Raw genomic sequence first — 26,388 nt, forward strand, 5'->3', positions numbered from 1 at the left:
CCTAGCAGTCTCTAGGGGCTCCAGAAGATAGTCAGCGGTGTCTGGCTTTGTCTGAGAATAGACCTGATCGGCATGTCCTCAACGGGACCTTCCGCCGCAGCCTGCTCCAGCGTCGCCAGCTTTTCCTCCCCCTCGATATGCAGATAGAGCCCCGACGCGTCGAGAAGGCGCTTCAGGACCAGCGTCACCCGGGGCTCCCCTGCCCCAGGCGCCCGGATGGCGAGGGCCGGCCCCTCGCCGGTCAGCGCCGCAGCGAGGTTGTCGCCGCCGGGAAAGAACGATGCAGTGTGGCCGTCATTGCCCATGCCGAGGATCACCGCGTCGAACGGCGTCGGCAGGGCGTTGATGGCGATGTTGGTGCGGGCGATGGCCGGGCCGTCCGGCTCGTCGCCGCCGGAATAGAGCGGCACGAAATGCGCCGACGCGGCCGGCCCCTGCAGCAGCTTCTCGTTGACCAAGAGCGCGTTGGAGCGGTTGCTGGTCTCGTCCACCCAGCGCTCATCGACCAGGGTGACGGTGACCCTCGACCAGTCGATGTCCTTCCGCCGCCCGAGCACCGAGAAGAACCGCGCCGGGGTCGAGCCGCCGGAGACGGCGAGCACGGCCTGCCCGCGCGCCTCGATGCCGTCGTTCAGGTGCTCAGCGACGGTTTCGGCAAGCGCCAGCGCCAGGTCTTCCTTGGTGCCGAAGCTGCGCCGGGTTGCGTTCAATGGCCTTCCTCGTGCCAGGTGCGGCCGTCACGTTCGATCAGTGCGATCGCGCCGGTGGGGCCCCAGGTGCCGGCAGTATAGGTCTGCGGAGCGTCGCTTGCGAGGTCCCAGCCATTGCGGATCGGATCAATCCAGCTCCAGGCCGCCTCGAGCTCGTCGCGGCGCATGAACAGCGTCTGCGACCCGCGGATGACGTCGAGCAGCAGGCGTTCGTAGGCCTCGGGCGTGCGCTCCTGGAAGGCCTCGGCGAAGCTCAGGTTGAGCGGCACCTCCCGCAGGCGCATGCCGCCCGGGCCGGGATCCTTGATCATCAGGAACAGTTTTACGCCTTCATCGGGCTGGATGCGGATCACGAGCCGGTTGGGCTTGGGTGCGCCCTGGGCGTGATCGAACATCGAGTGCGGAATGTTGCGGAACTGGATGACGATCTCGGACGCGCGCGAGACCAGCCGCTTGCCGGTGCGGATGTAGAACGGCACGCCGGACCAGCGCCAGTTCTCGATCTCGGCCTTGATGGCAACGAAGGTCTCGGTGCGCGAGCCCTTCTTCTCCTCGGGCAGTTCGTCCTGGTAGCTGGCGACGGCGGAGCCGTCGACGCTGCCGCCACGATACTGCCCGCGCACGGTGACGCGGCCGACATCGGCGCCGGCAACCGGCTTCAGCGAGCGCAGCACCTTCAGCTTTTCGTCGCGCAGCGCGTTGGCGGCGTCGGAGGCCGGGGGCTCCATGGCGACGAGGCAGAGCAGCTGGATGATGTGGTTCTGCACCATGTCACGCAGCGCGCCGGACTCGTCGTAGTAGCCGCGGGTGCCCGCGCCAACCGACTCGGCGACGGTGATCTGCACGTGGTCGATGTGGGCGGAGTTCCAGATCGGCTCGAACAGGATGTTGGCGAAGCGCAGCGCCAAGAGGTTCTGCACCGTCTCTTTGCCGAGGTAGTGGTCGATCCGGTAGACCTGATCTTCCTTGAAGATCTTGGACACTTCGTCGTTGATCTCGATCGACGAGTCGAGGTCGTGGCCGAGGGGCTTTTCGATCACCACGCGAGCGTCGCGGCGGTAATAGCCCTTCTTGAGGATGTACTCGCAGGTCGGCCCGAACAAGTCTGGTGCGATGGCGAGGTAGAAGGCACGGACGACCTTCGGGTCGTCACGCAGGTTCTTCGACAGATCGCCCCAGTGGGCTTCGTCGGTGACGTCGTTGGGGACGTAGGAGAAGGCACCGATGAAGCGATCGATGGTCTTCTTGTCCTGGTAGTCCTTCTCGACGAAGGCTTCGATGGACTCGCGGGCGAGCTTCTGGAACTCGGCATCGGTCAGCTTGGTGCGCGACACGCCGATGATGCGGCTGTGTTCGTCGAACTGGCCATCCTTGAAGCGATGGTAGAGCGCCGGGATGAGCTTGCGCTTGGTGAGGTCGCCCGTTGCGCCGAACACCACATAATCGAAGGGCTGGACCGGGATGATACGGCTGGACACGCTCTTCAGGCTCCTATCGAGATAGTTCATGGCAACTCAGGCGAAGTTCTGCTTGGCAAGGATGACGGCGCCGTGAAGCGGCTCGTCGACGGGGCGGACGATGAAATCGCCGTGGCGCTCGATCATCAGCGGATAGAGCCGGGTACCGAAGCCACCGACGGCGGCCATCCGGGTGACGCCGCGCGCCTTGAACCAGCGGACATAGGTGTCGATGTAGCTCAGCTCGAGCTCCATCAGCTCCTTGGCCACCGGGTCGCCCTGCTCATAGTAGTCGAAAAACATCGGGATCAATGCCCCGAATTCGGCCGGGGCGCGGCCTAGCAGCGTCGAGGGCGCACCGTCGCCGGCGGGCATGGGGCCGCGCGGATCCTGCGGGAACGACCAATCCATCACCGCGTCGATACTACCGCCGAGCTTCGCAATCACGGCTTCGGTGAGCGGTGACCCGGAGACGAGGCCATCGGTGGCTTCCACGGCGCGCCGCACCAGTTCGCGGCCGAGGATGGCGCCGGACATCTGATCGCCGATCTGGAAGCCCCAGCCGCCGCATTGGTGGCGCTGGCCATTGACGATGGCCATAGCGGCGGAGCCGGTGCCGACGATGATCACCGCGCCATCGGCGCCGCCATGGGCGCCGGCACGGGCGATATCGATGTCGTCGTAAACCTTGACGTTGGCGAAGGGCCACGGGCGCTGCTCGAAGGCCTCGCGCGCCGACGGCAGGCGGCCACCCGCCATGCCGAAGCAGGCATAGGTGTTGGCGGCTTCGGCAATGTCGACGCCGGCCTTCTTGAACACCTCTTTGGTGCCGTCGGTGATGGAGCGGAAAGCCGGCTCGCCGGCTTCGATCTGCAGGTTCGAACGACCACCGGCGGCGTCGGCGAGGGTCTCGAGATTCTCGTTGGCGAGGCGAATACGGCAGTTGGTGCCACCACCATCCACCCCGAGATAGTACCTAGGCACCGAACGCGCACTCCCTGCCACGATTGTTGGCTTGCCGACCCAGGAGCCCCCCGAGTCCGGCGCGGACCTTAATGCCAAAGGTTTTCAGACGAAAGTAGAATAAGCATGGGAGCGCGACTGGAAAGGCCGCTTGCCGCATGGCTCGCATGCGGACAAAAGTCCGGCGCTGATGGATCGAAGCGTCGGAAACGCGCATTCCTTCATGCGGCGCGAAGGTCGAGGAGGCGAGAAATGGGTCATGTGCTGGTGCTGGGCGGGGCGCGCTCGGGCAAGACCGGATTTGCCGAACGGCTGGCGATGCGGGTGGGAGAGCGGCCAGCCTATCTCGCTACGGCCGAGGCGCTGGACGCAGAGATGCGCGACCGGGTGCAGAGCCACCAGCAGCAGCGCGCGCAGGCGTTTGCCACGATCGAGGAGCCGTTGCGGCTCAGCGCTGCTATCGCCAGTGCGGCCAAGGTGCACGACGTGATCCTCGTCGACTGCCTGACGCTGTGGATCACCAACCTGATCGTCGCCAACGAGAACGTGGCGGCGGCAGTGGACGAGTTGCTGGCGACACTGGCGGCGACGACGAGTGCCCGGGTGATCCTCGTGTCGAACGAGGTGGGGCTGGGGATCGTGCCGGACAACGCGATGGCGCGGATGTTCAGGGATCTAGCGGGTTCGGCGCACCAGCGATTGGCCGAGATCTGCGACGATGCGTATTTCGTGGTGGCCGGGTTGCCGATGGTGCTGAAGGGAGTGGCACCGCAGGCGGAAGTGATGGCGCGGCGGGGGTACGAGGCTTGAAGTAGCCAGCGGATGCTGCCCCCACACTCGGTGTCATTCCCGCGAAGGCGGGAACCTAGTGGGATGCTTCCGAGCTCAGTCGACGATGAGATATCCCACTGCGTTCCCGCCTTCGCGGGAATGACGCCGGAGGGTGGGGACGAAAAGCAGGTCGCGTCCGCTAAGCTAGTCGCCACAGGACCAAGGCAATCAGCACCGTCACAACCAGCGTCAGGTTCAGCGTCATCGCGTAGAGCTTCAGCGAGCGATCGACATCAGCAGCATTCAGTTCCGCCCGGCCATCGCCGAAACTCGGGAGTTCCACAACCTCGCCGTCATAGCTGCGCGGCCCACCGAGCCGAAAGCCCAGCGCTCCGGCCATGGCGGCTTCGGGCCAGCCGGCGTTGGGGCTTTCGTGCTTCTTCGCATCGCGGAGGGCAGTGGACCAGGCGAGCTCCGGGTGTGCCCCTTTGATGAAGTAGCTCGCGCCGGCGATCAGCAGGGCGGTGAGCCGTGCGGGGATCAGGTTCAAGAGATCATCGAAGCGGGCGCTGGCCCAGCCGAACGCGAGGTGGCGCTCGGTCTTGTGGCCAATCATCGAGTCGGCGGTGTTCACCGCTTTGTAGAGCGCGATGCCGGGCAGCCCGAGCAGCAGCAGCCAGAACAGCGGGGCGACGACAGCATCGGACGTGGATTCGGCGAGCGACTCGATGGCGGCGCGGGCGACGCCGGCCTCATCGAGGGATTGCGGATCGCGGCCGACAATGTGGCTGACGGCGGTGCGGCCTTCGGGGAGGCTGCGGCGGAGCGCGGTGGCGACGGTGCGCACGGCATCGCCAAGGGCTTTTTGGGCGAGGAAGGTCGAAGCAAGGATGGCTTCGAGGATGAAGCTGAAGGGGATGAGGCGGCAGAGCCAGGCGACGAGGCCGGCGAGGATGCCGCTGACCGCCAGCAGGATGATGAGTGCGAGGACGCCCTTGCCGCGGCGGTTGGCGTCGCGATTGAGGCGGAGATCGAGCAGCGAGATCAGCTTGCCGATCCAGATCACCGGGTGGCCAATGCGGGCGACGAGGCTGTTGGGGTAGCCGGCGAGACGCTCGATCAGCAGCGCGAGGGGGGCGAGGAGCGCCTGCATCAGCGGGCGAGCCTCAGCAGGGCGTCGAGATCGAGATGGCGTTCGAGGTGCGCGGCGAGGGCATCGAGGGTGGTGTCGATGGTGGCCTCGTAGGCGAGGCTCGAGGTGGCGGTTGCGGCCGGGCCGAGGAAGTTGCGGCGGAAGGCATCGGCGGCAAAGAGGCCGTGGAGGTAGGTACCCATCACTGTGCCGTCGGAACTGACCGCGCCATCGGCGGCGTCGCCGATGCGGGCAAAGGGGACTTCGAGGCCGCGGCCGCGGGTGACGCCCATGTGCATGTGGTAGCCGACGAGCGGATCGCCGGTCAGAGCCGAGGCGGCTTGCTCGACGCGGAGTTCCTTGGTGGGGCCGAGGACGGTGTCGATATCGAGGAGGTTCAGGCCGGCCGAGGTACCGATGGTGCCTTCGATGCCTTCCGGATCGAACACGGTGTGGCCAAGCATCTGGAAGCCGCCACAGAGGCCGAGGACGCGCGCACCGGCGCGGTGATGGGCGAGGATATCGATGTCCCAGCCGTATTCGCGGAGCGCGGCGAGATCGCTGCGGGTGGCCTTCGAACCGGGGATGATGATCAGGTCGGCATAGGGCAGCGGACGGTCGGGCTCGATGATTTCGAGGCTGACGCCGGGCTCGAGGCGGAGTGGATCGAGGTCATCGAAGTTGGCGATGCGCGGCAGGCGGGGCACGACGATGCGGTAGGCACCCTGCCCCGGCGTCTGCTGTTCCTCGAGCGCGAGTGCATCTTCGGCCGGGAGTTTTTGCGCGTCGGCGAAGAACGGGATCGGCCCGAGACAGGGCACATTGGTGCGATCCGCAATGAATTGCTTGCCACCGTCAAACAATTCTGGATCGCCTTGGAATTTGTTGACCAGCGTCGCGGCGATCAGCGCGGCATCTGCCCGATCGATCACCGCGAAGGTGCCGACCAGGGCGGCGATGACGCCGCCACGCTGGATGTCGCCGATCAGCACCACCGGCTTGTCGGCGGCGCGGGCGAAACCGAAATTGGCGATGTCACCTGGCCGAAGATTGACCTCGGAGGCACTGCCGGCGCCTTCGACCAGGATCAGGTCGGCAGTGGCGGCGAGTTCGTGGTGCGCGGCGAGCACAGCTGGCAGAAGTTCATGTCTTTTCGACCAATAATCCCGTGCCTTGTATGATCCAACACGCTGCCCACGCACGATAAGCTGTGACCCAGTTTCATGCTCCGGCTTCAGCAGAACGGGGTTCATAGCGGTCACCGGATCCCGACGGGCAGCGCGAGCCTGCAGCGCCTGAGCGCGACCAATCTCGCCGCCATCGGTGGTGACGGCGGCGTTGTTCGACATGTTCTGGGGCTTGAACGGCGCGACCCGCAAGCCGCGATTTGTGTAGGCACGACAAAGCCCTGCGACCAGCAGCGACTTGCCGACATCGGACCCGGTGCCCATGAACATGAGGGATTTCGCCATGCCGCCGTTCTAGCCCGTGACGTTGCGATCCGATAGGGAGGAAGGATGCGCACCATCCTCGTCATCGGCATCGGGGCCGGCAACCCGGACTACCTCACGCTCCAGGCCATCAAGGCGATGAACCGCGCCGAGGTGTTCTTCATGCCTGACAAGGGTGAGGAGAAGGCGGGGCTTAACGCGATCCGCCTGCAAATGCTGCAGAAATTCGTGACCGACCCGCGCTACCGGCTGGTCGAATTCGCTATTCCAGCGAGGCGGCGGGCGGAGACGCCGGATTATCGCGAGAGCGTGCAGGAGTGGCGGGACAAGCTCGAGGCGGCCTACCAGCGGATGTTCGTGGAGCTGCCGGAGGACGGGATCGGCGCATTCCTCGTCTGGGGCGACCCGGCGCTCTACGACGGAACACTGAGGATTCTCAGGGACATGCAGGCGGCCGGCTGCCCAATCGCCATCGAGGTGATCCCCGGGATTTCGGCGCCGCAGGCGCTGGCGGCGCAACATCAGGTGACGCTGAACCGGGTGGGCGAGGCGGTGACCATCACCACCGGCCGCCGGGTGGGCGAAGGCGAGGCGGACGGGCTCACCAGCGCCGTGGTGATGCTGGACAATCACCAGGTATTCCGGCGGTTTGCCGGGGGTGAGGCGGAGATTTTCTGGGGGGCCTACCTGGGGACGGCGGACGAAATCCTCGTCGCGGGGAAGGTGTCCGAGGTGATGGACGAGATCGATGTAAAGCGACGCGAGGCGCAGGCGCGGAACGGGTGGATCATGGATACGTACATGATCCGGAAGCCTCAGGCGGACTGATCGACGTCGATGACGTGGGCGTAGGAGCCCATGATGCGGCCCGAGACAAGGCCCATCGGAGGGAGTTCCTCGCCTAGCGCATCGGTGGCGCGGAAGAGCGGGGTGCCGTGGGTTTTGCGGGCGGACGAGTAGTGGAACTCGTGACCGATGAGGTCTCGCGGGAACGGCAGCGGGCTTCGGTGGCTCAGGCGGCGGTAGCCGAGGACGCGTTTTGGGCGGTCGATGCGGGTCTCGTGCGGGAGCAGGCCGGACATCGGGTGGGTCACGCCGGATTTGTCGGTGAGGGTGGCGCCGAGCACCATGAAGCCCCCGCATTCTCCATAAATGAGCGCTGAGTTTTCAGCACTTGCACGCAGGCCGCGCATGAAATTCTGCGCGGCGGCTAGGCGGGCGGCGTGGAGTTCGGGGTAGCCGCCGGGGAGGAAGACGGCATCGGCGGTCGGATCGGGGGCTTCGTCGACTAGCGGGGAGAAGAGGCTGAGGGTGGCGCCGGCGGCGAGCCAGTCGGCAAGCCAGTGGGGATAGAGGAAGGCGAAGGCGTCGTCGCGGGCGATGGCGATGTGTTGGCCGAGAGGTGGGAGGCTGGTGCGTGTGGCCGCCCCCTCTACCAGCCTCGCCGGTCCCCCTCCCCCGCTTTGCAGGGGAGGATACCCCTCATCCGCCCTTCGGGCACCTTCTCCCACAAGGGGAGAAGGCAATGGAGCCGAGAGGGCAAGGAGCAGGTTGAGATCGAGGTAGTCCTCCATCGCTGCAGCGGCGGTGGCGACGACGTTGTCGAACTGGGCGATCTCGTCGGGGAGGACGAGGCCTAGGTGGCGGTCGGGGAGGCCGAGGGCTTCGCGCTTGGGGATGACGCCGAGGAGCGGGATATCAATGGCGCTGAGCGCAGCGCGGACCATGGCTTCGTGGCGGGTGGACGCGGCGCGGTTGACGATGAGGCCGGCGACTTTCACGTCGGGACGCCAGGTGGCGAAGCCGTGGGCGAGCGCGGCGATCGACTGGGATTGGCGCTCAGCATCGAGGACGAGGATCACGGGCAAGCCGAGGGTGGCGGCGAGATCGGCTGTGGAGCCGCGGCCATCGGCTGCACCGTCGAACAGGCCCATGACGCCCTCGACGAGGAGGAGATCGGCATCGGCGGCGTGGGTGCTGGCGAGGTGGCGCAGGCGGGCGGGCGACATGGCCCAGGGATCGAGATTGATGGCGGCGCGACGGGCGGCACGGCTGAGGATGGTGGTGTCGATATAGTCGGGGCCGGTCTTCGCCGGGGCGATGCCCAGTCCGCGCGCCCTGAGGGCGGCGAGGAGGCCGAGCGTGATGGTGGTCTTGCCGGAGCCGGAGCGCGGGGCAGCGATGACGAGGCCGTTCATCTGGCCACCCGAAGATTGTGCTGCAAAATCTTGGGGCTAGCAGTTATGGTGGGGACGGCGCCGTGAGACCGGGGGGTACTAGCGGCGCCACGGCGGGCCGTGAGGGCGCCGGACTTGGGGAAAGCGACCAGACGATGAAGATCCTGATCCTTGGGGGGACAGAGGAAGCGCGGCAGCTTGCCGGGCAACTGACCAAGATGGGCCACGACGTCACCACGTCGCTCGCCGGCCGGACCAGCGATCCGCTGCTGCCCGCAGGCGCGGTGAGGGTGGGCGGCTTTGGCGGTGGCGACGGGATGGGCAATTACATCATCACCGAGCGGTTCGACCGGCTGGTGGATGCAACGCATCCCTATGCCGAGGAGATCAAGCGCAACGCGGTGAGGGCGGCCGAGCTTGCCGCGCTGAAGCTGGTGCGGCTGACCCGGCCGGCCTGGAGCGAGCCGCAATATGCGTTCTGGAAGCACGTCGCATCGGCAGAGGAAGCGGCGGCGAGCCTGCCCAAGGGGGCTCGGGCGCTGCTGACGGTGGGGCACACACATCTCGATGCGTACCTCAAGCGCACCGATTGCAGCTTCGTGGTGCGCTCGATCGAGCCGCCGGAAAAGGAACTGCCTGTCAATGCCACCTCGCTCCTGGCGCGGCCGCCGTTCTTCTTCAACGGCGAGTTCCAGATGATGCAGGAACAGGGGATCACCCACCTGGTCTGCAAGAACTCGGGCGGGGCGCAGACGGAGGCCAAGCTGCAGGCAGCGCTCAGGCTGCGGCTGCCGGTGTTCATGATCGACCGGCCGGCACTGCCGCCAGCGCATGAGGTGCCGACGGTCGGGCAGGCGATTGCGGCGCTGAAGCTGGGGTAGGTTGGTCGAGGGGCTGGTGCGGGAAACGTACCCCCCACCCTGTCCCTCCCCCGCAAGGGGGGAGGAGACGCTTACACTTGCACCGCGCGTGAGGCTGCGACGGCTGACAGGGAGGGTCTGCCTCCCCCTTGCGGGGAGGGGACAGGGGTGGGGGTGCTCTTCCCGCACGGCCCTATCGGCGGTCATGCCCCTGCCCGCGACTTCTTCTTTCCCGCGTTCCGCAGCACGTGGGCGAAGCTCTCGTCGTAGAGCTTTGACTCGCGGAAGCGGGTTTCGCCCAGGACGCGGCCGACGAGGATCAGGGCGGTGCGGGTGATCTTTTCCTCGCGGACGCGGGCCTTCATCTCGGAGAGCGTGGTGAAAATCACTTCCTCGTCCGGCCAGGTGGCGCGGTAGATGATAACCACCGGACAATCGGCGCCGTAGTTCGGGGTGAGCGCGGTTTCGACGTAGCCGAGATTGCGGATCGACAGGTGGATGCAGAGTGTCGCCTTCGACAGCCCGAGGATTTCGAGACTTTCCGACTCCGGCATGGCGGAGGCCTTGCCGGAGGTGCGGGTGAGGATGATGGTCTGACTGATTTCCGGCAGGGTCAGTTCGGCGGCGATGCGGGCGGCGGCGCCGGCGAAGGCGGGAACGCCGGGGACGACCTCGTAGGGGATGCCGAGGGCGTCGAGGCGGCGCATCTGCTCGGCGACGGCGCCATAGATCGACGGATCGCCGGAGTGGACGCGCGACACATCCTTGCCGACGTCATTGGCTTTGATGATCTCGTCAATGATCTCGTCGAGATGCATGGGGGCGGTGTCGCGGACCAGCGCGCCAGCGGGAGCGGCGGCGACGATTTCGGCGGGGACGAGCGAGCCGGCATAGAGGCAGACTTCGCAGCGCTCGATCAGGCGCTGGCCACGCAGCGTAATGAGGTCGGGCGCGCCGGGGCCGGCGCCTATGAAGTAGACGGTCATTTGCTGCTTTCGACGGACTTGGCCGCGTAGCCGCGCGGCGTGTAGGCGACGGTACCCGAGCCGCGCTGAAAGGTGCGGGAGGTGCTGGCGCCGATGATGACGATGGTGAGCATGTCGATCTCGGTTGGATCGAACTCGCTGAGTTCGACGACGCGGACGCGCTCGGTGGGGCGGCCGAGGTTGGAGCCGATGATGACCGGGGTCGAGGGCGGACGGTATTCGAGGAAGATACGCTTGGTCTCCTCGATCAGGTCTGTGCGGCGCTGCGAGCGCGGGTTGTAGAGCGCGGTGACGAAATCGGCGCGGGCGGCGCCATCGAGGCGTTTCAGGATGTCGTCGCGGGGGGTGAGGAGGTCCGAGAGCGAGATGCAGCAGAAGTCGTGGCCGATCAGCGCGCCGGCGGCGGCGGAGGCGGCCTGGAAGGCGGAGACGCCGGGGTGGGTTTCGAGATTGACGCGGCGGGCGACGTCGGAGACGGCTCGCGGGCCGGTGGCGTCGAGCAGCTCGTAGGCGAGCGCGGCCATGGCGTAGATCTGCGCGTCGCCAGAGCAGATGAGCGACACGACCTTGCCTTCGGCAGCGAGTTCGAGGGCGTGGCGGACGCGGGTTTCTTCCTCGCCGAGCCCGTAACGGTGTTCGACCTGGCCGCGGCGGAGATCGGCGACGAGATCGAGATACAGGTCGTAGCCGACCCAGTCGGTGCTCTGCTCGAGTGCGTTGACGGAAGCGGCGGTCCGAGAGATGGCTTCGCCCGGGCCAATGCCGACGAGATGAAGCACGCCGGGGCGGCGACCGAAGGTTGCGGGGTCGATGGGGTGTAGCGCCTTGCCGATGGCGCAGGTGGCGCGCTCGGATTTCAGCTTTTCGACCACCAGCGGGCCGGCCTTCAAGGCCGAGGCTTCGGCGACGCTGGGGGTGCCGACGGTTTCCTCGACGTAGTCGGAGGGAGACTTGAGGCGGTAGCGCTCCTGCAGGAGTTCGGCGGCGGAGAACAGGCGCAGCGGCACCCTAAAGTGGCGGGCGGCTTCGAGCAGCGCCGGCTCGTCGGCCTTGATGTCGATCGAGGCGAGGGCGGCGAGGCTTTCGGGGGCGAGGTTCTGCTTGGCGAGGGCGAAATCGATGAGGGCGATGACCTCCTCGGCTTCCGCCCCGCGCTCGCAGCCGACACCGGCGACGAGAGTCTTCGGGTGATAGACGACGCCGCGCTCGATGCGCAGCTTCTGTTCGGTGACCAGCACTTTGACCGCGCCCATCGAGGAGACCGGATAGCCGGCCTCGGCGAGGAACGGCGCCTCGCCTTCGATCTGGAGCTTCGCGCCCAGCAGCAGCGCCATCATGGCGGGCTTGGCATCCTGCGGGGTGCCGAGCACCCACCCGGCGGGCGGCTCGTCGAGGCTGTGGAGGAACTTGCTGTCCGACGCCGTGGTGATGGCGGGGTGGCCGCCGAGTTCATCGGCGAGCTCGCGCGCCAGTCGGTTGGCGCCGCGGTGGCCACCGAGCAGCGGCACGATGCTGCCGCCGCCGAGCGAGACGGCGAGGACCGGCGGTTCCTTCTGCTTGTTCTCAAGGCTGGCGGCGAGCAGGCGGATCAGGATGCCGGCCGCGCAGACGCCGATGATGGGGCGACCTTCGGAAAACAGACGCGGCAGCAGCTTCAGCGCATCGGCACCGCCCTGCCCGCAGGTGTAGATCTCGCCGCCGGTCGCCTCGGCGATGCGCGTGGCGGTATCGAGCCCGGTGTCGGCGAAGATGATGATGGCGGGGGTGGTCATGCCGCGTTCTCCCCGCTGCCCCAGGCTTCGGCGCCGCGATAGCAGAGGATGGTGGAGAAGTAGGGCCGCTCGTCATGGGCGAAATCGGCGAGGCGGGTGATGCGCTGGCGATCCATGGTGGCGTGTTCAACGACGATGGCGCCAGCGGCATGGCCGGTTTCGGCGAGCAGCGCGCGGACGCGATCGAAATGGCGGCCGACCTTGATAATGGCGGCGGCAGGGGTGACGGCGAGTTCGGCGCGGAGGGTGGCGTCGTCGAGGGGGGCGGGCAGGATCTTCAGCATTTCGTTGCGGGCAGCGAGCGGGCGGCCGATGGCGGCGGCGGCGGCGGTGAGCGAGGTGACGCCGGGGACGATGGCAACCGGGGCATGGGCGCCGACGCGGGTGACCAGGTACATGGCGGAGCCGTAAAACAGCGGGTCGCCCTCGCAGAGCCAGGCGACATCGCGGCCGGCGCAGAGGTGGGCGAGGATAGCTTCGGCAGCGGCGTCATAGGCGGCCTGGGCCGGGCCGCGCTCGACCGACATCGGGATGCTGATGGGGAGACGCTCGGCGGCGGGATTGAGGTGCGGGCCGGCAATTTCGAGCGCGAGCGCGGCGTCCTCGCCGGTGGTGGGGTAGGCAACGACCGGGATGGAGGCGAGCAGGCGGGCGGCCTTCAGCGTCAGCAATTCGGGATCGCCGGGGCCGACGCCGACGAGATGGAGGGTGCCGGTCACGGTGTCACCACGAGGCCGTGCAGCGCCTTGGTGACGGACCACTGAGTGACCGCCATGCGCGGTTTGAAAGCGCGGTGGCCGCCGACGCGATCGAGCGCGGAGATTTCGATGCGGGTGAGTTCGCCGCCGAGCTGCAGGTGGCGCGAGTAGAGCGCATGCTCGGCATCGAGGGTGACGGCATTGGCGACAAGGCGGCCGCCGGGCTTCAGCGCGTTCCAGCAGGCATCGAACAGATCATCATTGCCGACATCGCCGCCCATGAAGATGGCGTCGGGCGGGGCCGTGCGCCCGAACGTGCCGGGCGCCTCGCCGCTGACGATCTCGAGGTGCGGGACGCCGAGGGCGGCGGCGTTCAGCGCGATCATCTGCAGGCGCTCGCCTTCGCGCTCGAAGGCGATGGCCTTGGCGTCGCGGGCGGCGCGCATCCACTCGATGGCGATGGAGCCCGAGCCGGCGCCGACATCCCACAGCAGCGCGCCGGGGAACGGGCCGAGCTTGGCGAGGGTGGCGGCGCGGATCTCGCGCTTGGTCAGCTGGCCATCGTTGACGAAGACTTCGTCGGGCAGGCCGGGGACCGGGGGCAGCAGTGGGGCAGTGAAATCGGGGACGCAATCAATGGCGAGGACGTAGAAATCATCGACTTCGCGGGTGTTGAAGGCCTCGGCCTCGTCGGAGGTGATCTTCTCCTCAGGGCCGCCGAGGTTTTCGAGCGTGGTGACGAGGCTGCGGCCATAGCCACGATCGACCAGGAGCTCGATGGCGAGATCGACGGTGGTGTGATCGGCGGTGAGCGCGAGGATGCGGTTGCCGGGGACGAGGTGCGGATGCAGCGTTTCGACGGCGCGGCCATGCAGCGAGATGGCCGAGACCGATTGCAGCGGCCAGTGGAGGCGCGCCGCGGCGAGCTGGAAGGCCGAGGGGTGGGCGTGGATGACGAACTCGGACGGCAGCAGGTAGCGCGTCAGCGTCGCGCCGATGCCGAACCACATCGGATCGCCGGAGGCGAGGATGACGGTCGGGGTTTCGCGCAGCGCCATCACTTGCTCGATCATGGTTTCGAGCGGCGGCTCCCATTCGATCAGGGTGCGGCCATCGGCATAGGAAGAGGCAGGCGAGTGATCGGGTTCCTCGCCGGAGAGCGCGCGGGCCACAGCCTCGAAGCTGCGCTTGGTGACGAACTCGGGATTGAACAGATCGGCGCTGGCATTGGGACGGGTGATCGGCTCGAGATCGGCCAGGAAGCGGGCGGGGCCGATGACGGTGTCGGCGTAGTTGAGCAGCAGCTTGTAGGACGCCGGCAGCTCGCCCGGGCCGCGCTCCCCTACCCCGATGATGTGCAGCCAGGCGGTCATGCGAGGTCTTTCGAAATGGCGTTGAAGGCGGCGCTGGCGATGGCCGAGCCACCGCGGCGACCGCGCACCGTGAGGAATGGAATAGAAAGCGCGCTGGTCGCGAGCAAGGCCTTGCTTTCAGCCGCCCCCACGAAACCGACCGGCGCGGCGATGATGGCGGCGGGGCGCGGGCCGCCTGCTTCGATCAGTCCGATGAGGTGGAACAGGGCGGTGGGGGCGTTGCCGATGAGGACGACGGCGCCTTCGAGACGGGGGCGCCAGAGTTCGACGGCGGCAGCGGACCGGGTGGTGCCGAGGGATTTGGCGAGAGCCGGGACGGACGGATCGTTGAGGGTGAGGACGAGCTCGGTGGTCTCCGCAAGGTGGCGGCGGATGATGCCGGAGCGAACCATTTCGCAGTCGCAGAGGACTGGGGCGGCGGAGTTGAGGGCGTGGCGCGCGGCAGCGACGACGGAGGGATCGCCGACGATGTCGGCGGCGAGGTCGACCATGCCGCAGGCGTGGATCATGCGGATGGCGGCGGGGTGGAGTTCGGGCGGCAGCGAGGAGAGGTCGGCTTCGGCTGCGATGGTGGCGAAGCTCTTGATGTAGATGGCGTCGGGGTCGCGGAGGTAGCTCATGCGGCGCTCCGCAGCTCGGCGAGCAGCGCTTCGTGGCCAGCGCCGGCGATCCAGCCTTCCTCGGCGAGGAGGATGGCGCGCTCATCGGCGGCCAGCACGGGTGGCGGGCTGAGGACCGTGGCGAGGAGGCCGGCGCGGTCGAGTTCGGCGAAGCGGCTGGTGGTGACTTCGACCTGGGCGCGGTCGCGCGGCAGGCCGTCGGCATCGGTGACCGGGAACAGCGAGGGGTAGATTTCGACGATGGTGATGGGCTTGGCTAGATTGTCGGCGAAGGCGGTTTCGAATGGCCAGACGGCGATGTCGGCGGCGAAGCGCGGGTCGGTGCGGAGGGCTTCGAGGCGGGCGATGCCGAGCATGGCCTGGCTGCCGACGGAGCCGACGCCGGTAAGTTTCCAGACCGGCTGGGCGCTGCGGACATAGCGCTCGGCGAGGCGGCGTTCGGGGATGTTGGCGTAGGCGGTGGCGGGGCGCCTGGGGGTTAGGCCGGGGTAGCTGTGCTGGTGCGGGTGGCCCCAGAAGTGCGGGCCGTCGGCGAGGCGGAGGTTGATGGCTTCGGCGAGGTGGAAGCGGTTGGAGCGGTTGTCAGGGGCGTCCACCACAAGGCGGTGGAGCGTTGACCACAACTGCAGCCATCGGGGCTCATCGCCCCCCCACCCATCCTCCCTCGCAAGGGGGGAGGTGTCTGAGAGGCTGGTGGCTCGCGCGATGGCTGCCGCAGCGCCGCGGGGGTAGCCGAAGACGAAGTCGAGGCCGAGCATGATGCGCTGGCCGCGCTGGCGGGCGCTGAGCAGACGGCTGGCGATGGTGACCATCGCGTCGTGACGGGTTGGCGGATTCTCGCTCGGTACCCTGCCCTCAGAGCCGAGTTCACCGATCCAGATTGAGTCCTTGCCGCGCTTCGGGGTGTTCGCCGCCGACCAATCCACCGCGATGTAGCGATCGAAGAGCGGCATTAGCTCTCCTGGTCCTCGCGGGCGAGGCGGCCGGGGATCTTGGGGAGGGTCAGCGGGCCAAGCGGATGGTCGGCGTGGGGATAGGGGTGGTGGTGATGATCGGCGTGATCGTGGTGGTGATGGGGGCCGTCGCCGTGGTGATGGCCGTGATCCTCCGGGTAGCCGTGATCGTGGCTGCCGCCCAGGCGGATCACCGGGAAAGCAGGGCTGGCGACGAGGGCGTGTTGGGCCGGCGCGTGGGTGTGTGGGTGCGCATGCGGGTGGGCGTGATCGTGGTTGTGGTCATGCCCATGATCATGGCTGGGGAGCGGTGTCCACGGCAGGCCGTGCTTGAGGCAGAAGGCTTCGTCGCGGCAGGAGCTGTCGCAATCGCCCTTGCAGGGGCAGTTCTCGAGGCCGCCGCCGATGCCTTCGACGTGGTGGTGGTGGCTTTCCTGCGCGAGGCCGACTTCGGCTTCGAAGCCCAGCACCTGCTCGCGGTATTTGCACATGGCGCAGTTCATCAGGTTCTGCCCGACCAGCATCTCCTGGATGCGATCGACGAAGGTCTCGACCACCAACGGGTGATCGTTGAGGTAGGGCGCGTTGAGGAATTCGATGTGCGGGTATTTGGCGGCGGCTTCGTTGGCCGCGTCGTAGATGCGCTTGACCAGCACGCCGGTGAACAGGAAGTACGGGAAGACGATGATGCGGCGGTAGCCGAGCTTCACCGCATGATCGAGGGCCGGGGCGACGAGCGGGAACGTGACGCCGGAATAGGCGATCTCGCCCCAGCCGAAGCCCATGCCTTCCCAGAGCAGGCGCATGACCTTGGCGACGTTGGAATTGGCATCGGGATCGGAAGCGCCGCGGCCGACGACGACCAGCAGGGTTTCGTGGCGCGGGACGTCGTTGGGGGAAGCGTCGATGGCTTCCTGGATGCGATCGCCGGCGGCGCGCAGCATCTTGAGATCGACGCCGAGCTCGCGGCCGTAAGTGATCTCAACCGGTTTGCCGGCGGCATAGGTGTTGAGCACCGAGGGGATATCGTTCTTGGCGTGGCCAGCGGCGAACAGCATGCCTGGGACGGCGAGGACCCGCTTGACGCCGGCGGCGCGGAGCTTGTCGAGGCCCTGGTGGATCACCGGGTTGGCGAATTCGAGGTAGCCGTATTCGACCGGGACGCCCGGTAGCCGCTCGCGCAGGCGCTCGGCCAGCACGGCGAACTCGCCGACGGCGAGCTGGTTGCGGCTGCCATGGCCGCACAGCATGATTCCGGTCTCAGCCGGCAGGATCAGGGATTTTTCCATTCTCGCCTCTGTTTATCACAAAGGCAGAGTTCGCTTTCGACCAACCAGCAGCCCCGGATTTGGTCCCCGATTTGGGTCGACCGCACCGAGCGTGAGTTTCAGTCCATCAAGGAACGCTGCGCTATCAAGGGGTTGTAGTGAGGGGGCCATGAGGGGTCAAACGATTCCCCCATCACCCGCGAACGCTTCTGAAAATCACTTGCAAATACAGCAGCTTGTCAGGGCGAGGCGGCTCGTCTATTGGCCGTTGATGGCCAACAGCTCTTCCAACCTCGCCGTCCGTGTCGCCTATGGCAGCCTCGCCATCGGCATCCTGGTGCTGGCGTTGAAGGGCTTTGCGGCATGGTCAACCGGCTCGATCGCGCTCTATTCGGATGCGCTCGAGAGCGTGGTCAACCTCGTCACTTCGGTGGTGGCGCTGATCGCGGTACGGCTGTCGGCACGTCCGGCGGATGCGTCGCTGCCCTATGGGTACTACAAGGCCGAGTACTTCTCGGCCGTGGTGATCGGCATCTTCATCGCGGTCGCGGCGCTGCTGATTTTCCGCGAGGCGTATTTCGGCTTCATCCATCCGCGCCCGTTCGAGCTCGATCCGCTGGGGCTGAGCATGAGCCTGCTGGCCACGGCGATCAATGCCGGGTGGGCGTTCTGGCTGATGCGATGGGGGCGGCAGGAAGGCTCGCCGGCCCTGGTGGCGGATGGACGGCACCTGTGGACCGACGTGGTGTCGACGCTGGGCGTGCTGATCGGCGTGGCGCTGGCGGCGGCGACCGGCTGGGTGCAGCTCGACGCTATCCTCGCGGCGCTGGTCGGCGTCGCGATCCTTTGGTCGGGCTGGGAGCTGATCAAGCAGAGCGTCATCGGGCTGATGGACGTGGCGGTGGAGCCCAAGCTACTCAACCAGATCCGCGAGATCATTTCCGCCAATGCCGAGGGGGCGATCGAGGCGCATGACATCCGCACCCGGCAGGCGGGAAAGATGACGTTCATCGATTTCCACCTCGTGGTGCCCGGCGCGATGAGCGTCGAGGCGGCGCACTCGATCTGCGACGGAATCGAGGCGAAGCTGCGCGAGACCGTGGAGCGGGCGCAGATCACCATCCATGTCGAGCCGGAGAACAAGGCGAAGCACTCGGGGATCGTGGTGGTCTGAGGGGGCGCACCGATGAGCTGGTGCGAGCCGCCCCCACCCCCTGTCCAAGCCATTCGAGCATAGCTCTCATGGCCTTCTCCCCTAAAATCGCTCCACTGGAGCGATTTTACCTTCGGCCGGCTCGAAGCCCGCAAGGGGGAGGGAGACCAAAACACCTGCGTCAGGAAGGAGGCGCTACCGTCGGCGCTTCGCACCAGCAGAGCCCGTGAAAGCCTAAGTACTTCAAACTATTGCAGCCGGTTGGGCGCATTCCTACATATTCAGCAGCCGATGCGGGCTCGATCCGCGGGCTCTGCATCTTGGCACATGGAGGCTAAGATGGCTCTCAATGCTCCCAACATGGTGATGTACCTGCTGGCGCTGCTCCTCGCGATTGTCGGCGTGCTCGCCTATTTCGGCGTGCTCGGCGCGATCGTGGGTTGGGCATTCTGGCTGATGGTGATCGCGTTCGTCGTGCTCGCCGTCGCAGTGCTGGTGAAAACCGCCTGATACGCTGGTGCAACGGCGCGCAACCATGGCGGCTGCGCGCCGCACAACTTGTGCAAAGCCGCCTTCGCGGCATGGCTGCGATTCAGCGGCGCGCCTAAGCTTCTGCTCGTGTGCATGACCCAGGAGGTCTTCTATGACTCTCAATGCGCCTAGCCAGACCATGTTCATCGTCGCCGTCGTCATCGCGGTTATCGCGTTGCTGGGGGCAATCGTCGCGATACCTTTCGTCAGTGCCTACGCGTTCTGGATTCTGATCGTTGCCTTCATCATTCTCGCCGCAGCGGTGATGATGAAGGGGGCCTGACGCCCCGGCATTTCGCCGTTTCATCAAACGGCGAAAGCACTTGGGGTTTGAAGTTGCAGGCAAGCGCATGGCGGGCAATCCTCGCCGCCATGCGCGCTCTGATTTGTTTCATACTTATCGCCCTCGCTGCCCCGGCGCTTGCCGCTGGGTGGGAGACCTATGGCAACGCCCGCTTCGGCTACGCGATCGACGTGCCGCCGGGGTTCGAGTGGGGCAAGGAGGCGGACAACGGTGATGGCCGCGCCTTCCGCGATGGCGCCAGAAAGCTGCTGGTGTGGGGTGGCAATATCACCGAGGACAGTTTTGAAAGCGCGGTCGCTGCAGCGAAGGCGTTCGCGATCGGGGATGGCTGGACCATCACATATGAGGCGGTGACGCCGAGCTGGGCCAGTTACTCCGGCACGCAGGGCCAGCGCGTGCTGTACCAGCGGATGATCGCGTTGTGCGACGGGCAATATGCGGCGTTTCGGCTGGAATACTCGGCGGTCGACATCGGTGCGCTCGGTCCGGTGGTGGATCGGTTGGTGCAGAGCCTTGAGGGAGGGTGCTGATGGTGCGGGTTTACCAGCGCGAGGACTGGGCGGTGCATCCGACGCGCCGCTCCGGCGAGTGGGAAGGGGGCGACGCCAATGTGACGCTGATCCTTCACGACAGCGTCGAGGCGGGCAACGGTCCGCGGCTGCATACGCATCCCTACCCCGAGACGTTCATCATCGAGGAGGGGCGCGCGGTGTTCACGGTGGGGGACGAGGAGATCGAGGCCGGGCCGGGGCAGATTCTGGTGGTGCCGGCGAACACCCCGCACAAGTTCCGGACGCTCGGGCCGATGAAGAGCCTGCACATTCATGCGAGCCCGAAGTTTGAGACGCGGTGGCTGGAGTGAGCGGGCTGGTTTGCCCATCCACCGGGGTGGACGTTTCGGAGCTTAGGGCGCGCCTCCTAAAACTCGATCCCCGCCTGTGCCTTCACGCCCGCACGGAACGGGTGCTTGATCTCCGTCATTTCGGTGACAAGGTCAGCTAATTCGATGATTTCGTCCTTGGCATTGCGGCCGGTGACGATGACGTGGGTGTCGCGCGGCTTGTTGCGCAGGACCTCGAGCACTTCGTCGAGCGGCACATAATCGTAGCGCAGCACGATGTTGAGCTCGTCGAGCAGGATGAGCTTGTAGCTCTCGTCGGCAATGAGTTCCTTGGCCATCTCCCAGGCGCCGCGGGCGGCGGCGAGGTCGCGCTGGCGGTCCTGGGTGTCCCAGGTGAAGCCCTCGCCCATCGCCCTGATGGTGACCTGGTCGGGGAACTTATCGAGCACGTCGCGCTCGCCGGTGGACCAGGCACCCTTGACGAACTGCACCACCCCGACCTTGAAGCCGTGGCCGATGGCGCGGAACACCATGCCGAAGGCGGCGGTGGATTTGCCCTTGCCCTTGCCGGTGTGGACGATGAGCAGGCCGCGCTCCTCGGTCTTGGTGGCGAGGATCTTGTTCCGGGCCTCCTTCTTCTTGCGCATCTTTTCGGCGTGATAGGCGTCGCGCTCGGCTTCGCTCATCAGGTCGGTCTTCTTGGGGGCGCGGTCGGTCATTTGGACTCCTCGAGGAAGGCGTAGGCGGAATTGGACCTGGGTGTCCAGAAGCCGCGGCGGCGGGCTTCGTTGAACTTTTCGATCAACTCGTCATAGCCGAAGCGGTTGTTCTGCTGGATGAAAGTACGCGTCGCGTCGTCTTCGACGAAGGCTTCGAACGCGAGGTCGAAATGGTGGGTCTTCACCGCACCGGTGGTGGCGGCGAAGGCGAACATGTAGTCGACCGTGGCGATGATCTCGAAGGCGCCCTTGTAGCCGTGGCGTTTCACGCCATCGATCCATTTGGGGTTCACGACGCGGGAGCGGACGACCTTCGAAATCTCCTCGGACAGCGTGCGGGCCAACGGGCGGTCGGGACGGGAGTGGTCGTTGTGGTAGGCGGCGGGGGCGCGGCCGGTGAGGGTTTCGGCGGTGACGGCGAGGCCGCCCTCGAACTGGTAGTAGTCGTCGCTGTCGAGCAGGTCATGCTCGCGGTTATCCTGGTTGTGGACCACGGCTTCGATGTCGGAGAGGCGAGCAGAGAAGCGGTCGCGCTCCGGGGTGCCATCGGCGTTGGCGCCGTAGGCGTACTGGCCCCAATTGAGGAAGGCCTCGGCGAGGTTGGCCTTGGTCTCCCAGTTGCCGGAATCCATCAGGCCCTGAAGCCCCGCGCCATAGGCGCCGGGTTTCGAACCGAAGATGCGGTGGCCAGCGCCGAGGGCGGCGGCGCGATCGTCGGCGCCGGCGCTCATCAGGGCCAACGCATCGGTGCGCATGCGGGCGGCGATGGGGTTCTGGTCCTCGGGCTCGTCGAGGGCACCGATGGCGCGGACGGCCTTGTCGAACAGCGCGATCTGGGCTGGGAAGGCATCGCGGAAGAAGCCGGAGATGCGGAGGGTGACATCGACGCGGGGGCGGCCGAGCCTTGCCAGCGGGATGATTTCGTAGCCGGAGATGCGGAGCGAGGACGGGTCCCATACGGGTCTCGCGCCGATGAAGGCGAGGGCTTGGGCGATATCGTCGCCGCCGGTGCGCATGTTGGCGGTGCCCCAGACCGAGAGGGCGAGGGAGCGGAGCGGGTGGCCGTGGTCCTGGAAGTGGCGGGTGAGTAGGTTCTCCGCGGATTTGCGGCCGAGTTCCCAGGCGGTGGGGGTGGGCACGGCGCGGATATCGACGGAGTAGAAATTGCGGCCGGTGGGGAGCACGTCGAGGCGGCCGCGCGAGGGGGCGCCAGACGGGCCGGGGGCGATGAATTTGCCGTCGAGGCCGAGGAGGAGGGAGGCGAGTTCGTTCGGGCCGGAGGCGGCGAGGCGGGGGCGGATGGTGTGCTCCACCGTTTCCAGAACGGCCTTTGTCGCTTGCCAATCGGCGTCAGGGGCCCTGCCCTCGACCAACTCTGCCGCTAGCGCTTCCAGGTATTCGACGACGTCGCCGACCGTGCGTGGGGTCGCCCCCTCCACCAGCTTCGCTGGTCCCCCTCCCCCGCCCCGCGGGGGAGGATCAAGGAGAGATCGGGGGCCGGTCCAGGGGGCGCCAAGATCGGCGGTTAGCGGATCGAAGGCGAGTTTGAGGTCGTCGGCCAAGGCTCGGATGAGGGAGGCTTCGCCGGGGGTGTCGCCGCGGGGGACGCGGGCGAGGGCGACGATGAGGTCGCGCTCGAGGCGGCCGGTGGGGGACTGGCCGAAGATGTGGAGGCCGTCGCGGATCTGGGCTTCCTTCAGGTCGCAGAGGAAGGTGTCGATGCGTTTGAGCGTTTCGAACTCGTCGGGGACGAGGCCGATGTCGCGATCGAGGCGGGCATCACGCGTGAAGTCGAGGATGCGTTTGCGCAGGCCGGCGAGGCGGCGGCGGTCGATGCCGGAGGCGGCGTAGTACTCGTCCAGCAGGGCTTCGAGGTCCTTGAGGGGACCGTAGGTTTCGGCGCGGGTGAGCGGCGGGACCAGGTGATCGATGATCACGGCGCCGGTGCGGCGCTTGGCCTGCGTGCCCTCGCCGGGGTCGTTGACGATGAACGGATAGAGCTGTGGGAGTTCGGCCCAGAGGGCGGCGGGATAGCTCGCCGCATCGAGGGCGGTGGCCTTGCCGGGGAGCCACTCGAGGTTGCCGTGCTTGCCATTGTGGAGAAGCGCGTGGGCGGCGAACTCGTGGCGCAGCCAGAGATAGGCGGCAAGGTAGCCGTGCGGCGGTACGAGATCGGGATCGTGGTAGCTGGCGGTTTCGTCGAGGTGGTAGCCGCGGGCGGGCTGGACGAGGATGGCGACGCTGCCGAAGCGGAGGGCGGGGAGGTGGAAATTGTCACCGCGGACGAAGGGATCGGCTTCGGGATTACCCCAGCGGGCGGTGACCTCGGACTGGATCTTGGCGGGGAGCGTGGCGAAGAGCTCGCGGTAGCGATTCACGGGAAACGGGATGCCGGTGCCGCGGTCGGGGTGGGCGTTGGTGGGCCCGGATTGGAGGAGGTCGATGAGGGTGTTACCGTCGGCCGGGAGATCGAGCGTGGGGCTCCCCCCCACCCTGTCCCTCCCCCGCGAGGGGGGAGGTGACCCGACTGAGAAGCCGGCGGCTTCCAGCGCCTTCAAGATCTCCACCGTCGACTGAGGGGCGTCGTAGCCGACGCCGTTGGCGAGGCGGCCGTCGCGGATGGGGTAGTTGGCGAGGACCAGGGCGACGCGGCGATCGGGGCGCGGGGTGGCGCGGAGGGTGGTCCAGTTCTTCGCCAGCGTGACGGCGCGGCGGATGCCGTCGGGGTCGGGGGCGTAGGCGGAAAGGGGGCACTGGGTGCGCTCGTGCCAGACGGCGTCGTGCTTGTGGCCGACGAGCGGCATGCCGATACGGCCGTCGAGTTCGGGCAGGACGACCTGCATGGCGAGGTCTTTCGCTGTTAGGCCCTGGATATCGGCGGCCCATTGGGGTTCCGGACGGCCGCCCTGCAGCAGCTGGATCACGGGGGCGTCGATGCCGGCGAAGGGGTTCTGCTTGTCGTCGAGGCCATCGAGCCCGAGGGCGAAGCCGGTGAGGTTGAGGATGGCGCTGGGTGGGTAGGCCGCGAAGGCCGACTGAACGAAGCGGATGCAGGCGGCTTCCTTCAGCGTCGAGACGACGATGGGGACGGGGTTGAGCGATTGGGCTCCGAGTTCTGCGATCAGGGCTTCGAGGGTGGCGGTGCCGGCGCCTTCGAGGGCGGCGCGGTAGAAGAGGATGGGGATGTTCGGGTTGGCCGAGGCGAGGAGCGCGTCGACCATGCCATGGGCGGGGTGCCAGAGGCCGAAGCGGTGGAAGGGTTTGGGGGTGACATTAGCGTCGAGCGCCGGGCGCCCCCCACCCTTGATCCCTCCCCGCGAGGGGGAGGGAGACGACTGCGCTAGCTGTGCGAAAGCCGCGAGGAGTGCGTCGGCGTTTTCGGGGCCGCCGGCGGTGAAGAGGGTGTGGAGTCTGGTCCAGTCATCGGGGTGGATGGTGGAGCGCTGCTGCAGGATCGGGTCGGGGTTGGCGTCGCCGGGGAGGAGGGCCAGCTGGATCTTGCCGCTGAGGGCGAGGGCGGTGAGTTCGTCGACGCCGTATTGCCAGTAGGCCGGGCCGCCGAGGAGGCGGACGACGACCAGTTTGGCGTGCTGCACCGTCTGGTCGAGCCACAGGTCGACGGAGAGGTTGTGGCTGAGGCGCAGGAGGTTGGCGAGGCGCAGGTCTGCGGTGCCGGAGCGATCGGCCGCGGCGGCAAGCATCATCAGCTCGCTGTCGGCGGCCGAGGCGAAGATGAGCGCAGCGGGCGTTTGGGCGAGGTCGATGGCCTCGCCCTCCTGCTGCAATGCCCCGGCTTGCGCCGCGAGGAGGTGCATCAGGCGGCGGCCGCCACCGCCTGCTGGAGGCTTGCGGTGATGGCGGCGTGATCGAGCGGCGACTCGCCGATCACCACCAGCGCGGTCTGGCGGGCCTCGTCGGGCTTCCACGGCCGGTCGAAATAGGCCGTGACGCGGGGGCCGACCGCCTGGATGGCGAGGCGGGCCGCGGCGCCGGGGAGTGCGGCGAAGCCCTTGAGGCGGAGGACGTCGTGGGTGCGGATGGTCTGCTCGATGGTTTCGAGCAAGTGGTCCTTGCTGGTGACGCCGTCGAGGGTGACCGAGAACGAGTCGAAGTCGTCGTGCTCGTGGCCCTCGCCGCCGTGCTCGAGCTCGTGGTGGCTCTCGCGGCCGGCGAGATTGTCCTCGGTCGAAAGACCCATGCCGAGCAGGGCCGCGACATCGACATGGCCGTTGCGGGCACGGACGATGCCGGTGCCCGGGCGCATTTCGGCGCGGAGGTGGGTCTCGATGGTGTCGAGATTGGCGTCGGTGACGAGATCGGCCTTGTTGAGGATGATCAGGTCGGCGGCGACAAGCTGATCCTCGAACAATTCGCCGAGCGGGGTTTCATGGTCGAGCATGGCGTCGGCGGAGCGGAGCGCATCGACGGCGGCTTCGTCGTTGGCGAAGCGGCCTTCGGCGAGCGCCGCGGCGTCGGCGACCGTGACGATGCCATCGATGGTGACCTCGGACTTGATCTCGGGCCAGTTGAAGGCGCGGATCAGCGGCTGCGGCAGCGCGAGGCCGGAGGTCTCGATGACGATATGGTCGGGGCGATCCTCGCGCTCGAGCAGCGCCTGCATGGTGGGGATAAACTCGTCGGCGACGGTGCAGCAGATGCAGCCATTGCTGAGCTCGATCATGTCCTCCTCGCGGCAGGTCTCGTCGCCGCAACCGGCGAGGATTTCCTTATCGACGCCGAGTTCGCCGAACTCGTTGATGATCAACGCGATGCGCTTGCCCTTGGCGTGGGCGAGCAGGTGCCGGACGAGCGTGGTCTTGCCGGCGCCGAGGAAGCCAGTGATGACGGTGACGGGAATCTTGCTCATGCGTGGGCACCCTTCAGGGCAAAGGCGGGGGACTTGGCGAAGCGCTCGTTGAGCCAGCCGTGCAGCGGGCCGACGGTCAGCCAGAACAGCGCGCCGGTGGCGAGGGTGGTGGCGGCGAAGCTGGTCGCGAGGTTGGCGGGCACGGTGGTGGCGTGTTCGCCGGCGAGCTGGGGGGCGCCGATGACGTGCGGGGCGAGGATCAGCGCGGCGGCGATGACGATGCCGGTCCAGTTGCGGAGCTTGGCGATGGCCAGCATGCCGGCGCCGGTGGCGATGGCGGTGCCGACCCACCAGACCTGGCGGGCGACGAGATCGGCGGCGGGCATGCCAGGGAGTTCGGGCGGCAGGCCGAAGGCCGGGGCGAGCTGCAGCGCGACGAAGCCGCCGAGGCCCCAGATCACGCCGTTGCGGGCGGTGATCTCGATGCCGGAGAGGACAGAGACGGCAGCGAGGAGGAAGGCGAAGCCGATGCAGCCGAGGAGGTTGGCGAGCACTGTGTAAAAGATGCGCTCAGCCCCACCCTGAGGAGCCCAGGCGTCTTCGTCGTGCTCGTGGGCGGGGGCGGCTTCCTCGTGCGAGTGCGCCGGGGTGGCGGCGTCGTGGGTGTGTTCGGCGGCAGCCTCGGCAGGAGCGGCGTTTTCATAGACCTCGGCGGCGAGGATCAGCGGCACGACGCGCCACTGCTGCACGGCGCTCATGGCCAAGCCGGCTGCGAGTCCAGCAAGGACCGCAGCGAAGAAGATTCGCTGGAAGAGTTTCATCGATGTCTCGTTTGCTTGACG

The 26,388-nt window shown here is 67.2% G+C and carries 25 protein-coding genes; 8 read left to right on the plus strand and 17 right to left on the minus strand.

Features of this window, described 5'->3' with window-relative positions:
• Positions 1 to 11: 11 nt before the first annotated feature.
• From pgl to AC1DYL_RS06445, 3 genes are read right to left on the minus strand one after another with little or no spacing between them, the layout of a single operon-like run.
• Positions 12 to 710 carry a 6-phosphogluconolactonase gene (gene pgl / locus AC1DYL_RS06435; RefSeq protein ID WP_477150795.1) on the minus strand — a complete coding sequence of 233 codons (699 nt, stop codon included), beginning with the start codon at positions 708 to 710 and terminating at the stop codon, positions 12 to 14.
• Complete coding sequence (zwf, locus tag AC1DYL_RS06440) at positions 707 to 2,188, minus strand: glucose-6-phosphate dehydrogenase (RefSeq protein ID WP_477172478.1); 1,482 nt, start codon at positions 2,186 to 2,188, stop codon at positions 707 to 709. Before zwf ends, pgl begins: the two co-directional genes overlap by 4 nt.
• A gap of 36 nt (positions 2,189 to 2,224) precedes the next feature.
• Positions 2,225 to 3,151 carry a glucosamine kinase nucleotide-binding domain-containing protein gene (locus AC1DYL_RS06445; protein ID WP_477172479.1) on the minus strand — a complete coding sequence of 309 codons (927 nt, stop codon included), beginning with the start codon at positions 3,149 to 3,151 and terminating at the stop codon, positions 2,225 to 2,227.
• Between the two features lie 231 nt (positions 3,152 to 3,382).
• On the opposite strand from AC1DYL_RS06445, the gene cobU reads away from it, so the two are divergent.
• On the plus strand, positions 3,383 to 3,940 hold the full coding sequence (gene cobU, locus AC1DYL_RS06450) for a bifunctional adenosylcobinamide kinase/adenosylcobinamide-phosphate guanylyltransferase (protein WP_477172480.1): 558 nt from the start codon (positions 3,383 to 3,385) through the stop codon (positions 3,938 to 3,940).
• Positions 3,941 to 4,100: 160 nt separating this feature from the next.
• Here the strand turns inward: cobU and cbiB are convergent, their stop codons facing one another.
• Both cbiB and AC1DYL_RS06460 read right to left on the minus strand, forming a co-directional pair.
• Positions 4,101 to 5,054 (minus strand): adenosylcobinamide-phosphate synthase CbiB, encoded by a 954-nt coding sequence (cbiB, locus tag AC1DYL_RS06455; protein ID WP_477172481.1) that lies wholly within the window; start codon positions 5,052 to 5,054, stop codon positions 4,101 to 4,103.
• Positions 5,054 to 6,505, minus strand: coding sequence for a cobyric acid synthase (locus tag AC1DYL_RS06460; RefSeq protein ID WP_477172482.1), 1,452 nt, complete (start codon positions 6,503 to 6,505; stop codon positions 5,054 to 5,056). The genes cbiB and AC1DYL_RS06460 overlap by 1 nt, the downstream gene beginning before the upstream one ends.
• 45 nt (positions 6,506 to 6,550) lie before the next feature.
• On the opposite strand from AC1DYL_RS06460, the gene cobF reads away from it, so the two are divergent.
• The gene (gene cobF, locus AC1DYL_RS06465) at positions 6,551 to 7,312 is read left to right on the plus strand and encodes a precorrin-6A synthase (deacetylating) (RefSeq protein ID WP_477172483.1); all 762 of its coding nucleotides are present in this window, start codon (positions 6,551 to 6,553) and stop codon (positions 7,310 to 7,312) included.
• On the opposite strand, the gene AC1DYL_RS06470 is transcribed toward cobF, so the two are convergent.
• On the minus strand, positions 7,300 to 8,682 hold the full coding sequence (locus AC1DYL_RS06470; protein ID WP_477172484.1) for a cobyrinate a,c-diamide synthase: 1,383 nt from the start codon (positions 8,680 to 8,682) through the stop codon (positions 7,300 to 7,302). The two genes, cobF and AC1DYL_RS06470, sit on opposite strands and share 13 nt — an antisense overlap.
• Positions 8,683 to 8,816: 134 nt before the next feature.
• On the opposite strand from AC1DYL_RS06470, the gene AC1DYL_RS06475 reads away from it, so the two are divergent.
• Entirely contained in the window at positions 8,817 to 9,542 is a 726-nt protein-coding gene (locus tag AC1DYL_RS06475) for a cobalt-precorrin-6A reductase (RefSeq protein ID WP_477172485.1), read from the plus strand.
• Positions 9,543 to 9,724: 182 nt separating this feature from the next.
• Here the strand turns inward: AC1DYL_RS06475 and cobM are convergent, their stop codons facing one another.
• Genes cobM through AC1DYL_RS06510 form a run of 7 tightly spaced genes read right to left on the minus strand, consistent with a single transcriptional unit; the run spans position 9,725 to position 17,212 of the window.
• Complete coding sequence (gene cobM / locus AC1DYL_RS06480; RefSeq protein ID WP_477172486.1) at positions 9,725 to 10,507, minus strand: precorrin-4 C(11)-methyltransferase; 783 nt, start codon at positions 10,505 to 10,507, stop codon at positions 9,725 to 9,727.
• Complete coding sequence (locus tag AC1DYL_RS06485; protein WP_477172487.1) at positions 10,504 to 12,279, minus strand: cobalamin biosynthesis protein; 1,776 nt, start codon at positions 12,277 to 12,279, stop codon at positions 10,504 to 10,506. Before AC1DYL_RS06485 ends, cobM begins: the two co-directional genes overlap by 4 nt.
• Entirely contained in the window at positions 12,276 to 12,998 is a 723-nt protein-coding gene (gene cobI, locus AC1DYL_RS06490) for a precorrin-2 C(20)-methyltransferase (RefSeq protein WP_477172488.1), read from the minus strand. Before cobI ends, AC1DYL_RS06485 begins: the two co-directional genes overlap by 4 nt.
• Positions 12,995 to 14,350: a precorrin-6y C5,15-methyltransferase (decarboxylating) subunit CbiE gene (cbiE, locus tag AC1DYL_RS06495; protein WP_477172489.1), complete on the minus strand. Its 1,356-nt coding sequence runs from the start codon at positions 14,348 to 14,350 to the stop codon at positions 12,995 to 12,997. The genes cobI and cbiE overlap by 4 nt, the downstream gene beginning before the upstream one ends.
• Positions 14,347 to 14,970, minus strand: coding sequence for a precorrin-8X methylmutase (locus AC1DYL_RS06500; protein WP_477172490.1), 624 nt, complete (start codon positions 14,968 to 14,970; stop codon positions 14,347 to 14,349). Before AC1DYL_RS06500 ends, cbiE begins: the two co-directional genes overlap by 4 nt.
• Positions 14,967 to 15,923, minus strand: coding sequence for a hypothetical protein (locus AC1DYL_RS06505; protein WP_477172491.1), 957 nt, complete (start codon positions 15,921 to 15,923; stop codon positions 14,967 to 14,969). Before AC1DYL_RS06505 ends, AC1DYL_RS06500 begins: the two co-directional genes overlap by 4 nt.
• On the minus strand, positions 15,923 to 17,212 hold the full coding sequence (locus AC1DYL_RS06510) for a sirohydrochlorin chelatase (protein WP_477172492.1): 1,290 nt from the start codon (positions 17,210 to 17,212) through the stop codon (positions 15,923 to 15,925). Before AC1DYL_RS06510 ends, AC1DYL_RS06505 begins: the two co-directional genes overlap by 1 nt.
• 250 nt (positions 17,213 to 17,462) lie before the next feature.
• On the opposite strand from AC1DYL_RS06510, the gene AC1DYL_RS06515 reads away from it, so the two are divergent.
• The 5 genes from AC1DYL_RS06515 to AC1DYL_RS06535 all read left to right on the plus strand — a co-directional run bounded on the left by AC1DYL_RS06515 (position 17,463) and on the right by AC1DYL_RS06535 (position 20,041).
• Positions 17,463 to 18,365, plus strand: coding sequence for a cation diffusion facilitator family transporter (locus AC1DYL_RS06515; protein ID WP_477172493.1), 903 nt, complete (start codon positions 17,463 to 17,465; stop codon positions 18,363 to 18,365).
• 318 nt (positions 18,366 to 18,683) lie between these two features.
• The gene (locus tag AC1DYL_RS06520) at positions 18,684 to 18,854 is read left to right on the plus strand and encodes a hypothetical protein (protein ID WP_477150812.1); all 171 of its coding nucleotides are present in this window, start codon (positions 18,684 to 18,686) and stop codon (positions 18,852 to 18,854) included.
• A 133-nt stretch (positions 18,855 to 18,987) separates the two neighbouring features.
• Positions 18,988 to 19,158 (plus strand): hypothetical protein, encoded by a 171-nt coding sequence (locus AC1DYL_RS06525; RefSeq protein WP_477150813.1) that lies wholly within the window; start codon positions 18,988 to 18,990, stop codon positions 19,156 to 19,158.
• A gap of 53 nt (positions 19,159 to 19,211) precedes the next feature.
• Positions 19,212 to 19,709 carry a hypothetical protein gene (locus AC1DYL_RS06530; protein WP_477172494.1) on the plus strand — a complete coding sequence of 166 codons (498 nt, stop codon included), beginning with the start codon at positions 19,212 to 19,214 and terminating at the stop codon, positions 19,707 to 19,709.
• Positions 19,709 to 20,041 (plus strand): cupin domain-containing protein, encoded by a 333-nt coding sequence (locus tag AC1DYL_RS06535; RefSeq protein ID WP_477150815.1) that lies wholly within the window; start codon positions 19,709 to 19,711, stop codon positions 20,039 to 20,041. Before AC1DYL_RS06530 ends, AC1DYL_RS06535 begins: the two co-directional genes overlap by 1 nt.
• Positions 20,042 to 20,097: 56 nt before the next feature.
• Here AC1DYL_RS06535 and cobO read toward each other — a convergent pair whose 3' ends face one another.
• Genes cobO through AC1DYL_RS06555 form a run of 4 tightly spaced genes read right to left on the minus strand, consistent with a single transcriptional unit; the run spans position 20,098 to position 26,367 of the window.
• Positions 20,098 to 20,739, minus strand: a complete 642-nt coding sequence (gene cobO, locus AC1DYL_RS06540; RefSeq protein ID WP_477172495.1) for a cob(I)yrinic acid a,c-diamide adenosyltransferase — start codon at positions 20,737 to 20,739, stop codon at positions 20,098 to 20,100.
• Positions 20,736 to 24,554: a cobaltochelatase subunit CobN gene (gene cobN / locus AC1DYL_RS06545; RefSeq protein ID WP_477172496.1), complete on the minus strand. Its 3,819-nt coding sequence runs from the start codon at positions 24,552 to 24,554 to the stop codon at positions 20,736 to 20,738. Before cobN ends, cobO begins: the two co-directional genes overlap by 4 nt.
• Entirely contained in the window at positions 24,554 to 25,606 is a 1,053-nt protein-coding gene (cobW, locus tag AC1DYL_RS06550; RefSeq protein ID WP_477172497.1) for a cobalamin biosynthesis protein CobW, read from the minus strand. Before cobW ends, cobN begins: the two co-directional genes overlap by 1 nt.
• Positions 25,603 to 26,367, minus strand: a complete 765-nt coding sequence (locus AC1DYL_RS06555) for a CbtA family protein (RefSeq protein WP_477172498.1) — start codon at positions 26,365 to 26,367, stop codon at positions 25,603 to 25,605. The genes cobW and AC1DYL_RS06555 overlap by 4 nt, the downstream gene beginning before the upstream one ends.
• Positions 26,368 to 26,388: the final 21 nt, after the last annotated feature.

Source organism: Devosia sp. P1_H9 (assembly GCF_056405135.1).